The 16462-nt window shown below is 65.1% G+C and carries 13 protein-coding genes; 7 read left to right on the top strand and 6 right to left on the bottom strand.

Annotated features, from left to right (window positions below; all coding sequences use genetic code 11):
* Positions 1-23: 23 nt before the first annotated feature.
* Positions 24-1868, bottom strand: coding sequence for a dihydroxy-acid dehydratase (gene ilvD / locus GYH34_RS13375; RefSeq protein WP_161914009.1), 1845 nt, complete (start codon positions 1866-1868; stop codon positions 24-26).
* A gap of 115 nt (positions 1869-1983) precedes the next feature.
* On the opposite strand from ilvD, the gene GYH34_RS13370 reads away from it, so the two are divergent.
* Together GYH34_RS13370 and GYH34_RS13365 are read left to right on the top strand one after the other, a co-directional pair.
* Entirely contained in the window at positions 1984-3078 is a 1095-nt protein-coding gene (locus tag GYH34_RS13370; RefSeq protein WP_161914008.1) for an NAD(P)/FAD-dependent oxidoreductase, read from the top strand.
* A 91-nt stretch (positions 3079-3169) separates the two neighbouring features.
* A complete protein-coding gene (locus GYH34_RS13365) occupies positions 3170-4600 on the top strand; it encodes an exopolysaccharide biosynthesis polyprenyl glycosylphosphotransferase (RefSeq protein ID WP_161914007.1) in 1431 nt (476 codons plus the stop codon).
* A 186-nt stretch (positions 4601-4786) separates the two neighbouring features.
* Here the strand turns inward: GYH34_RS13365 and GYH34_RS13360 are convergent, their stop codons facing one another.
* Positions 4787-5059 (bottom strand): hypothetical protein, encoded by a 273-nt coding sequence (locus GYH34_RS13360; RefSeq protein ID WP_161914006.1) that lies wholly within the window; start codon positions 5057-5059, stop codon positions 4787-4789.
* A 449-nt stretch (positions 5060-5508) separates the two neighbouring features.
* Between GYH34_RS13360 and GYH34_RS13355 the strand changes: the two genes are divergently transcribed.
* Positions 5509-6078, top strand: a complete 570-nt coding sequence (locus GYH34_RS13355) for a hypothetical protein (protein WP_161914005.1) — start codon at positions 5509-5511, stop codon at positions 6076-6078.
* 93 nt (positions 6079-6171) lie between these two features.
* Here the strand turns inward: GYH34_RS13355 and GYH34_RS13350 are convergent, their stop codons facing one another.
* Positions 6172-9801 carry a vitamin B12-dependent ribonucleotide reductase gene (locus tag GYH34_RS13350; protein ID WP_161914004.1) on the bottom strand — a complete coding sequence of 1210 codons (3630 nt, stop codon included), beginning with the start codon at positions 9799-9801 and terminating at the stop codon, positions 6172-6174.
* 594 nt (positions 9802-10395) lie between these two features.
* Between GYH34_RS13350 and GYH34_RS13345 the strand changes: the two genes are divergently transcribed.
* A complete protein-coding gene (locus GYH34_RS13345) occupies positions 10396-10941 on the top strand; it encodes an SRPBCC family protein (protein WP_161914003.1) in 546 nt (181 codons plus the stop codon).
* Positions 10938-11894 carry a YncE family protein gene (locus tag GYH34_RS13340; protein ID WP_161914002.1) on the top strand — a complete coding sequence of 319 codons (957 nt, stop codon included), beginning with the start codon at positions 10938-10940 and terminating at the stop codon, positions 11892-11894. Before GYH34_RS13345 ends, GYH34_RS13340 begins: the two co-directional genes overlap by 4 nt.
* On the opposite strand, the gene GYH34_RS13335 is transcribed toward GYH34_RS13340, so the two are convergent.
* Both GYH34_RS13335 and pstS read right to left on the bottom strand, forming a co-directional pair.
* The gene (locus GYH34_RS13335; RefSeq protein WP_161914001.1) at positions 11875-13092 is read right to left on the bottom strand and encodes an FAD-dependent oxidoreductase; all 1218 of its coding nucleotides are present in this window, start codon (positions 13090-13092) and stop codon (positions 11875-11877) included. The two genes, GYH34_RS13340 and GYH34_RS13335, sit on opposite strands and share 20 nt — an antisense overlap.
* Before the next feature lie 51 nt (positions 13093-13143).
* Positions 13144-14190, bottom strand: a complete 1047-nt coding sequence (pstS, locus tag GYH34_RS13330; protein ID WP_161914000.1) for a phosphate ABC transporter substrate-binding protein PstS — start codon at positions 14188-14190, stop codon at positions 13144-13146.
* Between the two features lie 241 nt (positions 14191-14431).
* On the opposite strand from pstS, the gene GYH34_RS13325 reads away from it, so the two are divergent.
* Positions 14432-14839, top strand: a complete 408-nt coding sequence (locus GYH34_RS13325; RefSeq protein WP_026191357.1) for an NADH:ubiquinone oxidoreductase subunit NDUFA12 — start codon at positions 14432-14434, stop codon at positions 14837-14839.
* Positions 14840-14956: 117 nt separating this feature from the next.
* Positions 14957-15631, top strand: coding sequence for a DUF2155 domain-containing protein (locus GYH34_RS13320; protein WP_161913999.1), 675 nt, complete (start codon positions 14957-14959; stop codon positions 15629-15631).
* Here GYH34_RS13320 and aat read toward each other — a convergent pair.
* Entirely contained in the window at positions 15603-16310 is a 708-nt protein-coding gene (aat, locus tag GYH34_RS13315; protein WP_161913998.1) for a leucyl/phenylalanyl-tRNA--protein transferase, read from the bottom strand. The two genes, GYH34_RS13320 and aat, sit on opposite strands and share 29 nt — an antisense overlap.
* Positions 16311-16462 lie beyond the last annotated feature (152 nt).

Raw genomic sequence — 16462 nt, 5'->3', positions numbered from 1 at the left:
GGCGCGCCGTCCTCCCTCGGCTTTCAGCTTTCCGGCACTTCCCGCACGGCGCCGCGCGCGGCGCTGGTGGTCATGGCCGCATAGGCGCGCAGCGCCTTCGAGACCTTGCGCGCGCGCTCGGCCGGCTTCCATGCCTCCTTGCCGCGGGCTTCCTCCGCCGCGCGGCGCTTCGCCAACTCGTCATCGGAAACGGCGAGGCGGATGGAGCGCGCCGGAATGTCGATCTCGATCTTGTCGCCTTCCTTCACCAGGCCGATGAGGCCGCCCTCGGCCGCCTCCGGCGAGACATGGCCGATGGAGAGGCCCGATGTGCCGCCGGAGAAACGCCCGTCGGTGATGAGCGCGCAGGCTTTGCCGAGGCCTTTCGATTTCAGATAGCTCGTCGGATAGAGCATCTCCTGCATGCCCGGGCCGCCGCGCGGTCCCTCATAACGGATCACCACCACATCGCCGGCGACGATCTTGCCGTTCAGGATCGCATCGACAGCCGCGTCCTGGCTCTCGAAGACGCGCGCCGGGCCGGCGAATTTCAGGATGGAATCGTCGACGCCCGCCGTCTTCACGATGCAGCCGTCCTGCGCCAGATTGCCGGTGAGAACCGCGAGGCCGCCATCCTTGGAGAAGGCGTGGGCCGCGTCGCGCACGGCGCCTTTCTCGCGGTCGAGATCGAGCGCGTCGAAGCGGCGGCTCTGGCTGAAGGCCACTTGCGTCGGCACGCCGCCCGGCGCGGCGCGGTAGAAAGTCGCGACGCTCTCGCTATTGGAGACGCGCACATCCCAACGCGCGAGCGCCTCGCCGAGCGTCGTCGCATGCACGGTCGGCAAATCGGTATGCAGCAGGCCGGCGCGCGCCAGCTCGCCGAGAATGGCGTAGATGCCGCCGGCGCGATGCACATCCTCGAGGTGAATGTCCGGCACGCTGGGCGCGACCTTGCACAGAACCGGCACGCGCCGCGACAGGCGGTCGATATCCGCCATCGTAAAGGGGACTTCCGCCTCATAAGCGGCGGCGAGAATATGCAGCACGGTATTGGTGGAGCCGCCCATGGCGATGTCGAGCGTCATTGCGTTCTCGAAAGCTTCGAACTTCGCGATGGAGCGCGGCAGCACGCTGGCGTCGTCTTGCTCGTACCAGCGGCGGGCGAGATCGACGATGAGATGGCCGGCCTCGACGAAGAGGCGCTCGCGATCGGCATGCGTCGCCAGCACAGTGCCATTGCCGGGCAGAGCGAGTCCGAGCGCCTCGGCGAGGCAATTCATCGAATTGGCGGTGAACATGCCGGAGCAGGAGCCGCAAGTGGGGCAGGCCGACCGCTCTATGACGGCGACGTCGGCGTCGCTCACCTTGTCGTCGCCGGCCGCGACCATGGCGTCGACGAGATCGAGGGCGTGGCTTTCGCCATGCAGCGTGACCTTGCCCGCCTCCATCGGCCCGCCGGAGACGAAGATGGTGGGGATGTTCAGCCGCAGCGCCGCCATCAGCATGCCGGGGGTGATCTTGTCGCAATTGGAGATGCAGACGAGAGCGTCGGCGCAATGGGCGTTGCACATATATTCGACGCTGTCGGCGATGATCTCGCGCGAGGGCAGGGAATAGAGCATTCCGTCATGGCCCATGGCGATGCCGTCATCGACCGCGATCGTGTCGAACTCCTTGGCGACGCCGCCGGCCTTCTCGATCTCGCGCGCGACGAGCTGGCCCAGATCTTTCAGATGCACATGGCCCGGCACGAATTGGGTGAAGGAATTGGCGACGGCGATGATCGGCTTGCCGAAATCATCATCCTTCATGCCGGTGGCGCGCCACAGGCCGCGCGCGCCCGCCATATTGCGTCCATGAGTGGTGGTGCGGGAGCGGAACGGCGGCATGGGCGGCTCTCTTCTTCTTTCAAAACGCGTGTCGCAGATGCACTATCCCAAGGAGCCAGACCCCGCAACCGGCCGAGCGTGAGCGTCGGCCACGCCAGTCTCGAAGAGGAAGCCCATGGCGCGCGCATTGATCGTCGGCGCCGGCGTGGTCGGGCTCGCGGTCGCCCGCAGCCTCGCCTCGCAGGGCCATGAGGTCATCGTCGCCGAGGCCGGCCCCGTCATCGGCGGCGGCGTCTCCTCCCGCAATAGCGGGGTGATCCACGCCGGGCTCTATTATCCGACCGGCAGCCTGCGTCATCGGCTCTGCGTCGAAGGCCGGCGCGCGCTCTTTGCTTTCGCGCAGAGCCATGGCGTCGCTTATCGCCGGCTCGGCAAGCTGATCGTCGCGACAGAGCCGGGCGAGGAGGAAAAGCTCGACGCTCTGCTGGCGAATGGACGCGCCAATGGCGTCGAAGGCCTTTCCCCCTGCAGCGCCGCCGAGGCGCGACGGCTGGAGCCGGCGCTCTCCTGCGCGGCGGCGCTGCTCAGCGCCGAGACCGGCGTCATAGACGCGCCCGGACTGATGCTGTCGCTTCGCGGCGAGATCGAGGATCACGGCGGCGCGATCGCTGTGGCGACGCCGGTTCTGGGCGCCGAGCGGATCGGCGAGCGCTGGCGCATTCGCTTCGGCGGCGCCAATGCGGGCGCGGTGGAGGCGGAGATTCTGGTCGTGGCCGCGGGGCTGCGCGCCCAGGCGGTCGCCGCCGCCATAGCGGGCCTCGATCCGGCGGCTATACCGCCGCTTATCCTCGCCAAGGGCAGCTATTTCGCCTTTTCCGGCCGCGCGCCCTTCACGCGGCTGATCTATCCCGCTCCTATCGATGGCGGGCTCGGCGTCCATGTCACATTGGATCTCGCCGGCCGCATGCGTTTCGGGCCGGATGTCGAATGGATCGACGCCGACGATTATCGCGTCCGCCCCGAGCGCCGCGCCGATTTCGAGGCGCGCATTCGTCGCTATTGGCCCCAGCTGCCGGCCGAGCGGCTCGTTCCCGATTATGCCGGGATAAGGCCCAAGCTGACCGGGCCGAGCGCGCCCGCGGCGGATTTTCGCATTCTCGGCCCGGACGATCACGGTCTCGCGGGGCTGGTCTGCCTGTTCGGCATCGAGAGCCCCGGGCTCACCTCGGCGCTGGCGATCGGCAATCATGTCGCCGCCTTGTTGGACTGAACGCATCTGTCTCGAAACAGAGCATGTGCGTGACTTGCATTGACAGAAAATTAAGCTAGATTACTTCCGAATATTTTCGGGGTTGACGAGTATGTGGTTGGATTTTTGCGACTCGCGGGACGTCGTGTGGTCCCGCAGATCGACTCGCAAGTCGAAACGAATTTCGCTCCATAATTTTTCCGCCGGATTTGCCGCCTTCGACATTTTTGCTTTGATCGTCACGGGGGTCGCATGCGCCGGGCTTTCCGGCGAGTCGGCGGGGGCCTCGCCGCAGGAGTGGCAAATCTGGGCGATTTTCTTCGCCGCCTCCCTGCAGTTCGGATTGGCGCATATTTTCGAGGTCTATCGGACATCGAGCGTGCTCGATCGCCGGCATGTGCTGCGGCGCGCTACTCTGTCCTTCCTCGCGACTTTCGCCTTGATGATCTGCATCGCCGCCGCGACGAAATCGGCGGAGAGCTATTCGCGCCTCTGGTTCTTCTCCTGGGCGGGGACGAGCACGGCGATCGCGATCGCCGCGCGCGCTCTGATCTTGCGACGCATTCGCGAGGCGCTGGCGGAGAGCGCTTTCGTGCATCGCGCGCTCTCGGTCGGCGTGTTCTGCGATCCGTTGCATCCGCGCGAGATCGAGGGCGAGACCCGCAATGAGGAGGTCGTCGTCGGCTACGCCACATATGCCGATCTCGCCGAGCTCGCGGATTTGTCGGATCGCATCGTCCAGGAAGCGATCGACCATGTCTATCTCGCCGCGCCCTGGGCCGAGATTCCGAATGTTCTGCGCCATCTCGACATGCTGCGGCATCTTTCCACGCGCGTGTTCGTCCTGCCGGCGGATCGGCGCGTGATGGCGGATGTCGTCAGCGTCGCGAAATTCGGCGACCGCATCTCCTTCTGCGGCATGGAGGAGCCGATCCACGGCTGGAACCTCTGGTTCAAGCGCCTCGAGGATATCGCGCTCGCCTCCTGCGCCCTCGTTCTGCTGTCGCCGCTGATGGCGGCGACCGCCCTGGCGATCAGGATCGACTCTCCGGGTCCGATTTTCTTCCGGCAGCAGCGTGTCGGCTTCAATGGCCGCATTTTCGAATTGTGGAAGTTTCGTTCCATGTTCGCCGAGAAGACCGATGCGCACGCCACGGTGCAGACGAGCCGCGGAGATCCGCGCGTCACGCGCGTCGGGCGTTTCATCCGACGCTCGAGCATCGACGAGCTGCCGCAGCTGATCAATGTGATCCTCGGGGATATGTCGATCGTCGGTCCGCGTCCGCATGCGCTGGCCACCAAGACCGACGGCCGCAACCTCGAGGAGCTGGTCGAATATTACGCCGTGCGCCACAGGGTGAAGCCGGGCATGACCGGCTGGGCGCAAGTCAAAGGCTTCCGCGGCGAGCTGGACACTTTGGATAAGCTACGCAGCCGCGTGGACTGCGACCTCTATTACATCGACAATTGGACGTTGCTGCTCGACGTCGGCATCATATTCCGCACCATGATGATGGTGCTGCGCGATTCGCGCGCTTATTGAGAGGCGCGGCGTCCGCTTGCCGAGCCTGGAGTGTTTTCGAGCGAAGTGCGAACCGGCTCGCGTGACGAAAACGCGACAGAGCAAGGGAAACTAGAGTCTTTTCGGTTCGATCTGAACCGGAAAGGCGCGAGGGCCGCAGCGATGAGGGCCGCGCCGGGGCGGGGCCTCTGACGCTGCGCGCTCCCCTCACCACTCCCGATTTGCGTCATTGATGATGACGACGCCGACCGCCTTATCGGCGTCCATGCCGCTCGACAGCCGATGCGGGCCGAGATTGTCCCGGCTGTCCGGGTATCGATTGAGCATCACCAGCTCGATCATAGGCATGCCGCAATCATAGAGGCTGTCGTCCTCGCCATGGACCAAGACGCGCGCGTTCGCTGGCAGCTTCTGCAAGGCCTCGATCAGCTCGCCGACCGTCTTGGGGCGCTCGCGGGTGAATTTCGGTTCCTCGGCCAAGTCGATCTCCTCTCAAGCATCGGGTGTCGCCTGCGGCGCAGGTCGGTCCATGCGAGCGCGGCCATGCAAGAAACGGCGCGCGCAGGTTCGGCCAGGGCCTCATCCGGCCGGCGCCAAAAAAGAGCCGCCCCGGATAGGGCGGCTCGAAGGAGGCTCAGGAGAAGGTGGAGAGAAATTCAGGACCTGCTGACAATGGCCCGCGCCGGATCGCGGCGATGTGCGTGAACGCACGGGCCGGCGGCCGCGGCGTCGCCGCATATTGAAGCAGGAGCGCGCGGCGATATCTGACGGTTGCGGCGCTTTGCCGAACTCCAGCCGGACGTCGCAAATGACGGCGCTGTTTTCGCTCGAAAAGTCGGTCGACTTTCACATTCGGCTGGCGCGGCGCATCGACGCCGTGCCGCTCACCCGCGACTATCTGTATCGCACGAGCATATGAGGAGACAGTCATGGCGTCCGGCGAGGAGACCAGCCAGGTTCGCGAAGCCGTCGGCGTGTTCGACACGGCCGATACGCTTCAAGAGGCGATCGACGAATTGCAGACGTCCGGCTTCGATCGCGCCGACATCAGCCTCATGGCCGGCGAGCATACGGTCGACGCCAAGCTCGGCCACGCCTATGAGAAGGCGACGGATGTGGCGGACGACGCGGATGTTCCGCGCGGCGCCTATATCTCGCCCGAGTCGATCGGCGAGGCGCAAGGCGCGCTGGTCGGCGGCCTCGGCTATATAGGCGCGATCGGCGCGGCGGGATTGATCTTCGCGAGCGGCGGAACCATGGCGGCCGCGCTCGCGGCGGCGGCCATCGCCGGCGGCGGCGGCGGACTGGTCGGAGCGCTCTTCGCCAAGCTGATCGGCGAGAATCACGCGCAATATCTGCAAGAGCAGCTGGATCGCGGCGGCATATTGCTATGGGTGCGCACGCGCGACGCCGCGCATGAGAAAAGCGCCATAGATATTCTCAACAAGCATTCCGGCCGCGACGTCCATGTGCATGGCGTGCCTGACGCGCCTTTGTGAGCGGCGCGCGGCTTTCATGGCGTCGGCGGCGAATGCGAAGATTCGCCGCCGTTTCATATGTCGTCAGTCAATTGTCAGCAGAATACGCGCGGCTCAGCTGCAGCCTGTGGTGCTGCCGCAGGTCTCGCATTTCAGGCAGGTGCCATTGCGGACGAGCGTGAAATTCGCGCATTCCGGGCAGGCTTCGCCCACATAGCCCTTCATCCGCGCTTCGGCGCGCTTGTCGGCGACGCTCTCCACCGGGCGCGTCGGCGCCGTCCAGCCGAGCTCGGACAAGGGCTGCTCCACCTCTTCCGCGGGGCTCTCGCGCAGCGCGGTCGCGCCGCCGCGCACCAGCATCAGCCGATCCGTCTTGGAGCGCAACAGTCCTTTCGAGACGACCGACGATGCGCTCTCGGGCGCCTTGCCTTCATGCTCGCCCTTGCCGAGCACGTCATGGCCGATATCGTCCGGCGAGACATGGGCGAGATCATTGCGGCCGAGATAGGAGATCGCCAGCTCGCGGAACACATAGTCCAGAATGGACGTCGCATTCTTGATCGCGTCATTGCCCTGCACGAAGCCCGCGGGCTCGAAGCGCGTGAAGGTGAAGGCGTCGACATATTCCTCAAGCGGCACGCCATATTGCAGGCCGAGCGAGATGGCGATGGCGAAATTATTCATCAGGCTGCGGAAGGCCGCGCCTTCCTTGTGCATGTCGATGAAGATCTCGCCGAGGCGCCCGTCCACATATTCGCCCGTGCGCAGATAGACCTTATGGCCGCCGACGGCCGCCTTCTGCGTATAGCCCTTGCGCCGATCCGGCAGCTTCTCGCGCTCGCGCACCACTTGATGCACCACGCGCTCGACGATGCGCTCGGCGATGGCCGCCGCGCGCGCCGGCGCATTGGCGGAGATGATCTCCTCGGCGACTTCCTCCGCCTCGTCGTCGGCGTCGGAAACGAGCTGCGAGGAGAGCGGCTGCGACAGCTTGGAGCCGTCGCGATAGAGGGCGTTGGCCTTCAGCGCCAGCTTCCACGACAGGAGATAGGCCGCCTCGCAATCCTCGATCGTGGCGTCATTGGGCATGTTGATCGTTTTGGAGATCGCGCCCGAGATGAAGGGCTGCGCCGCCGCCATCATGCGAATATGGCTCTCGACCGAGAGATAGCGCTTGCCGGTGCGCCCGCAGGGATTGGCGCAATCGAAGACGGGATAATGCTCCGCCTTCAAATGCGGCGCGCCCTCCAGGGTCATGGCGCCGCAAATGTGGACATTGGCGGCCTCTATCTCCTGGCGCGAGAAGCCGAGATGGGTGAGCAGATCGAAGCTCGCATCTTCCAGCGCCGCCGCAGGAACCTTCAGCGCGCCGGTGAGGAAATCCGCGCCGAGCGTCCATTTGTTGAAAACGAATTTGATGTCGAAGGCGGAGGCGAGCGCTTTTTCCACCGTCTCGATCTTCTCGTCGGTGAAGCCGCGCGCGCGCAGCGAGGTCGTGTTGATCGCCGGGGCGTTGGAGAGCGAGGCGTGGCCGACGGCGTAAGCCTCGATCTCGGCGATCTCGGATTCTCTATAGCCGAGGGCGCGCAAAGCTTCCGGCGCGGCGCGATTGACGATCTTCAAATAGCCGCCGCCGGCGAGCTTCTTGAATTTCACCAGAGCGAAATCCGGCTCTATGCCGGTGGTGTCGCAATCCATGACGAGGCCGATCGTGCCGGTCGGCGCGACGACGGAGACTTGCGCATTGCGATATCCATGCTCCTCGCCGAGCGCGAGCGCCTCGTCCCAGGCGCGGGTCGCGCGGGCGATGAGCGCCGCATCGGGGCAGGCGGCGTGGTCGAGCGGCACGGGCGCGGTCGCGAGGCCCTCATAGCCGGCGCGCTGGCCATGGGCGGCGCGGCGGTGATTGCGAATGACGCGCAGCATGGCTTCGCGATTGGCCTCGAAGCCCGAGAAGGGGCCGCGCTCCTTGGCCATTTCCGCCGAGGCGCGATAGGCGACGCCGGTCATGATCGCCGAAAGCGCGCCGCAGAGCGCGCGGCCGGCGTCGCTGTCATAGGCGATGCCGGAGGACATCAGCAGGCCGCCGACATTGGCGTAGCCGAGGCCGAGCGTGCGATATTCATAAGACAGTTGCGCGATCTCCCGAGACGGAAATTGCGCCATCAGCACGGAGATTTCCAGCACGACGGTCCATAGCCGCACGGCGTGCTCGTAAGAATCGACGTCGATGCGCTTCGTCTGCGCGTCGCGGAACTGCAGCAGGTTCAGCGAGGCGAGATTGCAGGCCGTGTCGTCGAGGAACATATATTCCGAGCACGGATTGGAGGCGCGTATGGCGCCGCCGGCCGGGCAGGTGTGCCAATCATTGATCGTCGTGTGGAACTGAATGCCGGGATCGGCGGAAGCCCAGGCGGCGTAGCCGATCTTCTCCCACAATTCCCGGGCCTTCAGCGTCTTCGACGGCTTGCCGTCGAGGCGGCGCGTCAGCGTCCAATCGCCGTCGGTCTCCACCGACTTCAGAAATTCGTCGGTGACGCGCACGGTGTTGTTGGAATTCTGGCCCGAGACGGTGAGATAGGCCTCGCTGTCCCAATCCGTGTCATAGGTGTCGAAGGAAATGTCCTTATAGCCCTGACGCGCGAATTGAATGACGCGCTTGATGTAATTGTCCGGCACCTCGGCGCGGCGCGCGGCTCTGATCTCACGCTTCAGCGCCGGATTCTTCTCCGGGTCGAAGCAGTCGAAGCCCGGCCCTTCGCAATTGACGCAGGCGCGCAGCACGGCTTTCAAATGCTTCTTGACGATCTTGGAGCCGGCGACGAGCGAGGCGACCTTCTCCTCCTCCTTCACCTTCCAATCGATGAAGGCCTCGATATCGGGATGGTCGACGTCGACCACCACCATTTTCGCGGCGCGGCGCGTCGTGCCGCCGGATTTGATCGCGCCCGCCGCGCGGTCGCCGATCTTCAGGAAGGACATGAGGCCGGAGGAGGAGCCGCCGCCCGAGAGCTTCTCCTTCTCGCCGCGCAGCTTGGAGAAATTGGAGCCGGTGCCGGAGCCGTATTTGAACAGGCGCGCCTCGCGCACCCAAAGGTCCATTATGCCGCCGTCATTGACGAGATCGTCCTCCACCGACTGGATGAAGCAGGCGTGCGGCTGCGGATGCTCATAGGCGGTCTTGGACTTGGTCAGCTTGCCGGTCTGATAATCGACATAGAAATGCCCCTGGCTGGGGCCGTCGACGCCATAGGCCCAATGCAGGCCGGTGTTGAACCATTGCGGCGAATTGGGCGCCGCCATCTGGCGGGCCAGCATGTAGCGGAGCTCGTCCTGAAAGGCGGAGGCGTCCTCCTCCGTGTCGAAATAGCCGCCCTTCCAGCCCCAATAGGCCCAGGCGCCGGCGAGACGGTCGAACACCTCGCGCGCCGAGGTCTCGGAGGAATAGCGCTCCGCCTTGGGCAGAAGGGCGAGCGCCTCCGCATCGGGAACAGAGCGCCACAGGAAGCTCGGAACCTCATGCTCCTCGACGCGCTTCAGCCGCGCCGGCACGCCGGCCTTGCGGAAATATTTCTGCGCCAGCACGTCGATGGCGACCTGGCTCCAATCGGCCGGCGCGTCGATATTCTCGAGCGAGAACACGACCGAGCCGTCAGGGTTGCGAATCTCGCTACGCGCCGCGCGAAACTCGATGTCCGCATAGGGAGACTGGCCGGCTGTCGTGTGGCGTCGCTCGATCTTCATCGTATTTCGATCCTCGAAAAATGCGCGCGGTGAATCGATCGCGGCCGATGGATCGGTCGCGACAAGCTCGTTCTGGCAGGGACTCTACGTCGGCAGGAAACGCAGATACGGGGGTCGGGCCGCGGCGCGGCGGAGAGCCGCTGCGACGAGCCGCAGCTTTGGCTGCCGAAAAGCGTCGCGCCGCCCGCCGGGGGCGCGCGAGAAACAGCTTTTTCGTTCATCCGCCGCTGCGTCATGAGACACCCGCACAGTGCGTCACTCTTCCGACGGCGTCAAGATATAGTGTGAGGAATAAATAATTGGACAATATCTTGCAAAATACCGTGGATAATGGGGAAAGCCGAGTCGCGCTCTGGACAGCGGGCTCGACGTGAGCCGCACTTTACGTAAGGGCGCTCGAAAGCGCGATTCTCGAGCAGGCCCGAGGGACGGCGCCTCATTTCTGCGACGAAAGCTTCGGGAACTTTGTCGCAGCGCAGCAGGATTTTCCGCCCGCAGAGATCGGGAGTCTTGACGCCGCAGGGCGCGGAGGAGTTAGTTGCGCGCCGGCGGCGCCGGGGCAATAGGCGCCTAAATGCCCTTCAGGAGGTAGTCATGTCATTCGTCGTCGCGCGCCGGGGGTTCCTGGCCGCCTTGTCGCTCGCGGCTCTCGCCTCGTCGGCCGCGCTCGCCCACGGCCCCTCGCGCCAGAAGGTGACGGAGACGATCGAGATCGCCGCTCCGGCCGAGAAGGTCTGGGCGATCGTCGGCAATTTCCAGGATCTGAGCTGGCTCCCGCCTATCGCCAAGACAGAAGGGCAGGGCGGCAACACGCCCGACAAGGCGACGCGCCATCTCACGCTGAAGAACGGCGGCGAGATCGACGAGCTGCTGACCAAATATGACGCCAAGGACTTCTCGCTCGCCTATCGCATTGAGAAGGTGGATGTGAAAATCCTGCCGGTGAACAATTATTCCTCGACGATCACGATAAAGCCGCAGGGCGACAAGAGCGTCGTCGAATGGCGCGGCGCCTTCTATCGCGGCTTCCCCAACAATGATCCGCCGCCGGAGCTCTCCGACGAGGCGGCGCTGAAGGCCGTGGGCGATCTCTACAAGGCCGGCCTCGCTTCGCTGAAGGCCAAGGTCGAAGGCAAGTGATCCGCAATTCCTGGGGCAGTGCGGCGCGCGCCGCCCTTCTCGGGCTCGCTCTCGCTTCGCCCGCGGGAGCGGACGAGGCTTTCGTCACCAATCAGGGCAGCGGCGATCTCACCATCGTCGATCTTTCGACCATGGCCCCCGTCGCGACCCTGCCGATCGGCGGCAAGCCGGCCGGCGTCGCCGTCTCGGCCGACGGCGCCCGCGCCTATGTGACGAGCCCGGAAGGAAAATTTCTTTCCGTCGTCGACACGCGTGAGCGTCGCGTCCTACGCAAGATACCGCTCGAGGGCGGCCCGCTCGGCCTCGCCGTCGCGCCGGACGGCAAGCGCGTCTATGTCGCCGACATGTATGAGCAGCGGCTCTTTGCTGTCGATCCCGAAGCGGGCGTCGTCGCCACGGCGAAAGTCGGCGTCACGCCCTCCGGCGTCGCCGTGACGCCCGACGGCAAGACGATCCTCGTCGCGATTCGCGACGCCAATAAAATCGCCTTCGTCGATGCGGCGTCCTTCGAGAAGCTCGGCGAGCTCGATGTCGGCCGCCATCCTTTCGGCGTCACCATCGACGCCAAGGGCGAGCGCGCCTACACGGCCAATGTCGAATCGGACGATGTCAGCGTCATCGATCTTTCGAGCCGGCGTGTCATCGCCACGGTGAAGGTCGGCAAGCGACCTTATTGCGTGGCGCTGGCGCAGGGCAGGGGCTTCGTCACCGACCAATATGCCGAATCGGTCAGCGTCTTCGATCTCTCGACCTTCGCGCCGGTGGCGCAGGTGAAGGTCGGGGAATATCCAGAAGGCATCGGCGCGAGCCGCGACGGCAAGACCGTCTATGTCGCCAACTGGTTCACCAATGAATTCTGGTCGATCGCCGCCGACAGCCTGAAGGTGATCGCCAAGGCCAAGACCGGCGATGGACCGCGCGCCTTCGGCGCTTTCATCCGCGCGATGAATTGACATGCTCCGGCCGCACGCCGAGGCCGACTAGCCGCGCCGGAATTTGCCGTAGGACCGGGAAGAGGTCCAGAAGCCGTAGCGCAAATGGCGGCTCGAAAGGCTTGTCCGCGGCGAGCACATTGCTGATGACGCGATCTTGAATGAAGAGCTGCAGCCGCTGCGTCATCCGCGCCGGAAACTCCCGGCGCTTCTGCACGGCGCCGACATCCGCATCCGTCAGCGTTCCATCACGCAGCTTTTCGGCGAGCAGATTTGCGGTCGCCACGGCGTCCTGAATCGCCAGATTGACGCCGACGCCGCCGACGGGCGACATCGCATGCGCGGCGTCGCCGATGCAGAGCAGGCCCGGCCGGCTCCAATTCTTCAAGCGATCGACCTGCACGGTCAGCAGATTCACGTCCTCCCAGTCGCGCAAATCCTCGACGCGATCGGCGAGAAAGGGAATGCAATCGGCTATGGCGTGACGAAATTCGTCGATTCGGCGGCCGCGCAGCGCCTGCGCTCGGCCCTTGGGGATCACATAGCCGATCTGCCAATAGGCGCCGCGCTCGATCATCGCCACCATGCGGCCGGGCGCGACGCGGCCGAAGGTCTCCTCCGGGTCGTTCGCCTCGCGCCGCATCTTGAACCACAGCACATCCATGGGCGCGCCGAAATCCTCGACCTCGAGCCCCGCCGATTCGCGCATCCGCGACGTGCGTCCATCCGCGGCGATGGTGAGATCGGCTCTGATCTCGAGCGGCCCCTCCGGCCCCGTGGCGCGCACGCCGAGGATGCGGCCGTCCTCCTCGACGAGGCCATCGGCCGCAGTCTGCATCAGCAAGCGGAAATTTTGCAGCTTCTTCGCCTCGCCGGCGATGAAGTCCAGAAAATCCCATTGCGGCATGAAGGCGACGAATTTGCACAAGGTCGGCAGGCCGCGGAAATCGGCGACGACGAATTTGCGGTCCTCCAGAAAGGCCGAGAGCTGAAACGCCTTGCGATGCGGCAGCTTCAGAAACTCCTGCAGCAGGCCGAGCTCGAACATGAGCTGAAGAGTCGAGGGGTGGATCGTGTCGCCGCGAAAGTCGCGCAGGAAATCGGCGTGCTTCTCGAGGACGATCGTCTCGACGCCGGCGCGAGCCAGCAGAAAACCCGCCATCAGCCCCGCCGGGCCGCCGCCGACCACGCAGCATCTCGTGGAGATCGTCTGCATCATCGGCCGCTCCTATATGAAAAGGCCGCGCGCGGCCGCTGCCGATCTTTATGGTCAGTTCAGCAGCGGTTTTCCATTCGCATCCTTCACATTGGCCGCCCAGCTTTTACGAATCAGCGTGACCACGGAGGCGGGCATGGGCTCGAAATCCAGCTCCTCGGCCGCCGCCGCGCCCTTGGAGAAGGCCCAGTCGAAGAATTTCAGCGCCTCCAGCGCCGCCGCCGCATCCTGTGGCTGCTTGGGCAGCAGAATGAAGGTCGCCGCCGCGATCGGCCAGGAGGCGGCGCCCGGCTGCTCGGTGAGCAGATGGAAAAAGCCCGGCGCGCCGGCCCAATCGGCGTTGGCTGCGGCGGCCTCGAAGCTCTCCTTGCCCGGCGCGACGATCTTGCCGTCGTGATTCACCAGGCTGACGGCGGCGAGCTTGTTCTGCTTGGCGTAGGCATATTCCACATAGCCGATCGCGCCCTTTGTCGTGGCGACATTATTGGCGACGCCCTCATTGCCCTTGGCGCCGAGGCCGAGCGGCCATTCCACCGCCACGTTCTGGCCCACTTTCGCCTTCCAATCGGCGGAGACGCGGGAGAGATAATCGGTGAAGCAGAAAGTCGTGCCCGATCCGTCCGAGCGGTGCACGACGACGATCGACGTCGCCGGCAAAGCGATCTTCGGGTTCAGCGCGCGGATCGCCGGATCGTTCCAGACCTTGATCTCGCCGAGAAAAATGCGCGCGAGCGTCGTCCCGTCGAGGACCAGCTCATTGGAGCCGACCCCGTCCAGATTGACGACGGGGGTGACGCCGCCCACCACTTGCGGCCATTGGATGAGCCCGGCGGCGTCGAGCTCCTTGGCGCTCAGCGGCTGGTCCGAGGCGCCGAAAGTGACGGTCCGCGCCTTGATCTGGCGGATGCCGCCGCCCGAGCCGATCGATTGATAATTGACGCGATTGCCGGTCTCTTTCGAATAGCTCTGCGCCCATTTGGCGTAGATGGGCAGGGGAAAAGTCGCGCCGGCGCCGGAAATATCGAGGGCGCGCGCGCTCCCGACGGAAAGGATTGCCGCCAGAGCGGCGTGAAGAATGAGCCTCGAGGCTTTGAAAATCATGCGGCCGTCCCTTGGAATTTCGACGCGAGGCTCTTGTTCGCGAGAGCTGGAAACCAATGGTTTCAGCTCTCTGCGGCGCGCCTTGGCGGCGCGGCGGCTGTCGTCTTTTTGTCACACTCCTCCTTTTCCACGACTTCGCGCCAAAAGCAAAGCCCACGTAATGGAAGTGGCGCGCCCGACTGGACATTGCGCTGTCTTGACGCAATAAGGGGCCACGCAAACACTCTTGGACGCTTCCGACATGTCCTACATCATTCGCTTCTTCACTTGGTGGAACCGGGCGACGCTCAGCACGGGCCTGTGGACGCTGCTCTATGGCGAGCGCGTTGGGACGGATGAGTTCGGCAACGTCTATTACCGCCGCCGCGGCGGCAAGAAGGACAAGGCGCTCGGCTTCGAGCGCCGCTGGGTCATCTATAAGGGCTATGCCGAGGGTTCGGCGACGCCGCCCGGCTGGTATGGCTGGCTGCACCACACGGTCGACACGCCGCCGACCCAGGAGAAATACGAGCCGAAAGAATGGGAGCTGACCTATCGCCCCAATCTGACCGGCACCTCGGCCGCCTATCATCCGCCGGGCTCGATCCTGGCCGAGGGGCGCCGCGCTCCCGCCGGCGGCGACTATCAGGCTTGGTCTCCCGAGGCTTGAGGCGAGGCGGTCGCGGCGCGGTCCGCGACCATCGATCCGCCACGCTCTTCCTATTCAACGACGGCGCATGAGGCGCGGGCGGCCGGCCCGAGCCAGAGATCGGAAACGAGAGCCGATATGATCTCCCGCTGCTTCCGCCTGCGTATCGCTCTTTCCGGGGCCGCCTTGCTCGTCGGCCTCGGCGCGGCGGCCGCCGATCCCATCCGCAATCCCACCGCCATTTTCGCCGGGCTCGACAAGACGACCGGCCGGATCATCAATTTCGATGTCGCTATAGACGAGACCGTGCAATTCGGCTCGCTTCAGGTGACACCGCGCGTCTGCAACACGCGCCCGCAGACCGAGGCGCCGCAGACCACGAGCTTCGTCGAGGTCGATGAGCAGGACACGGGGAAGAACGACGCCAAGCGGATTTTCTCCGGTTGGATGTTCGCTGCGAGCCCGGGCCTGCATGGCGTCGAGCACCCGGTCTATGATGTTTGGCTGGTCGATTGCCGCGGCGGCAAGGAGATCGTCCAGGCGCCGGCGGCCGATCCTGCGGCTGCGGCCACGCCCGCCGCCCCCGCGCCGGAGAAGAAGCGCTCCCGCTCCCGCAAGGTCGAGCCGGTCGCGCCCGTCCCGGTGGAGGCCGCGCCGATCGGCCCGCGCGATTCGGTTCCGCCGGAGGCCGCCAAGGCCCCGGAGAGCGCCGAGCCCGCCGCTGCGGCCCCGGCCGAAAAGCCCAAGAAAAAGAAAAAGAAGCAGCCGCCGGCTCCGGCCCCCGCTACGGCGCCTTCGCCTTTTCCATTCTGAGCTGCGGCTCTGGCCGCAGAATCGCGACGATCTCGCGGCCGGGAACGGGCGCGTCGTCCGGCCAGGCGGCGAAACGGGCAGGAACCGACAAAGCCTGTTCCAGCAGAGCATGATAGGCGTCGCGGCTGACCTCGATCGCGCCGAGCGAGGCGAGATGCGTGGTCATGAATTGCGTGTCGAGGAGGCGGAAGCCGCCCTTGACGAGCCGCGCGACGAGATGCGCCAGCGCCACTTTCGAGGCGTCGGTCTCGAGATGAAACATGCTCTCGCCGAAAAAGGCGGCGCGCATGGAGACGCCATAGAGGCCGCCGACAAGCCGTCCCTCCCGCCAGCATTCGACCGTATGCGCGAAGCCCATGTCGAACAGCTTGCGATAGAGCCGCTTGATCTCGGAATTGATCCAAGTGTTCTCGCGCTTGGGCGCGGAGGCGGCGCAAGCCGCGATCACGGCGTCGAAATCCGTGTCGACCCGCACCTCGAAGCGATCCGAGCGGATCGTCTTGGCGAGCGAATGCGAGACCTTGAACGCATCCAGCGGGAAAATGGCGCGCTCCTGGGGGTCGACCCAGAAGAGCTGCTCCTCTTCGGCGCTTTCCGCCATAGGGAAAAGCCCGATCGAATAGGCCCGCAGCAAAATCTGCGGCGTTATGGCGTAATCTGCGGAGGAAGGGCGCGACATTTCGCAGATTGTAGCGCAATGCGCGCCGGAATCGAGAGCGTTCGTCGCCGGGGCTCGGCTCGAGCCGCCGACAGGGTGAACGGGGCGGGGCGCGCCGAACGAGATTAGGTGGAAACACGTTCAAAGAGCGCCCTCGGCGCTCGGGTGGGAAG

It is taken from the genome of Methylosinus sp. C49 (assembly GCF_009936375.1).
Taxonomy (GTDB): domain Bacteria; phylum Pseudomonadota; class Alphaproteobacteria; order Rhizobiales; family Beijerinckiaceae; genus Methylosinus.
This window is presented reverse-complemented; position numbering and strand designations above follow the sequence as displayed.

What these genes read in the sequence shown, in the direction of transcription:
- GYH34_RS13355 (WP_161914005.1), top strand. Translation starts at nt 5,509, where the DNA reads ATGGCGTCCGGCGAGGAGACCAGCCAGGTTCGCGAAGCCGTCGGCGTG.
- GYH34_RS13370 (WP_161914008.1), top strand. Translation starts at nt 1,984, where the DNA reads ATGGCGCGCGCATTGATCGTCGGCGCCGGCGTGGTCGGGCTCGCGGTC.
- GYH34_RS13345 (WP_161914003.1), top strand. Translation starts at nt 10,396, where the DNA reads ATGTCATTCGTCGTCGCGCGCCGGGGGTTCCTGGCCGCCTTGTCGCTC.
- ilvD (WP_161914009.1), bottom strand. Translation starts at nt 1,868, where the DNA reads ATGCCGCCGTTCCGCTCCCGCACCACCACTCATGGACGCAATATGGCG.
- GYH34_RS13320 (WP_161913999.1), top strand. Translation starts at nt 14,957, where the DNA reads ATGATCTCCCGCTGCTTCCGCCTGCGTATCGCTCTTTCCGGGGCCGCC.
- GYH34_RS13365 (WP_161914007.1), top strand. Translation starts at nt 3,170, where the DNA reads ATGTGGTTGGATTTTTGCGACTCGCGGGACGTCGTGTGGTCCCGCAGA.
- GYH34_RS13350 (WP_161914004.1), bottom strand. Translation starts at nt 9,801, where the DNA reads ATGAAGATCGAGCGACGCCACACGACAGCCGGCCAGTCTCCCTATGCG.
- aat (WP_161913998.1), bottom strand. Translation starts at nt 16,310, where the DNA reads ATGTCGCGCCCTTCCTCCGCAGATTACGCCATAACGCCGCAGATTTTG.
- GYH34_RS13335 (WP_161914001.1), bottom strand. Translation starts at nt 13,092, where the DNA reads ATGATGCAGACGATCTCCACGAGATGCTGCGTGGTCGGCGGCGGCCCG.
- pstS (WP_161914000.1), bottom strand. Translation starts at nt 14,190, where the DNA reads ATGATTTTCAAAGCCTCGAGGCTCATTCTTCACGCCGCTCTGGCGGCA.
- GYH34_RS13325 (WP_026191357.1), top strand. Translation starts at nt 14,432, where the DNA reads ATGTCCTACATCATTCGCTTCTTCACTTGGTGGAACCGGGCGACGCTC.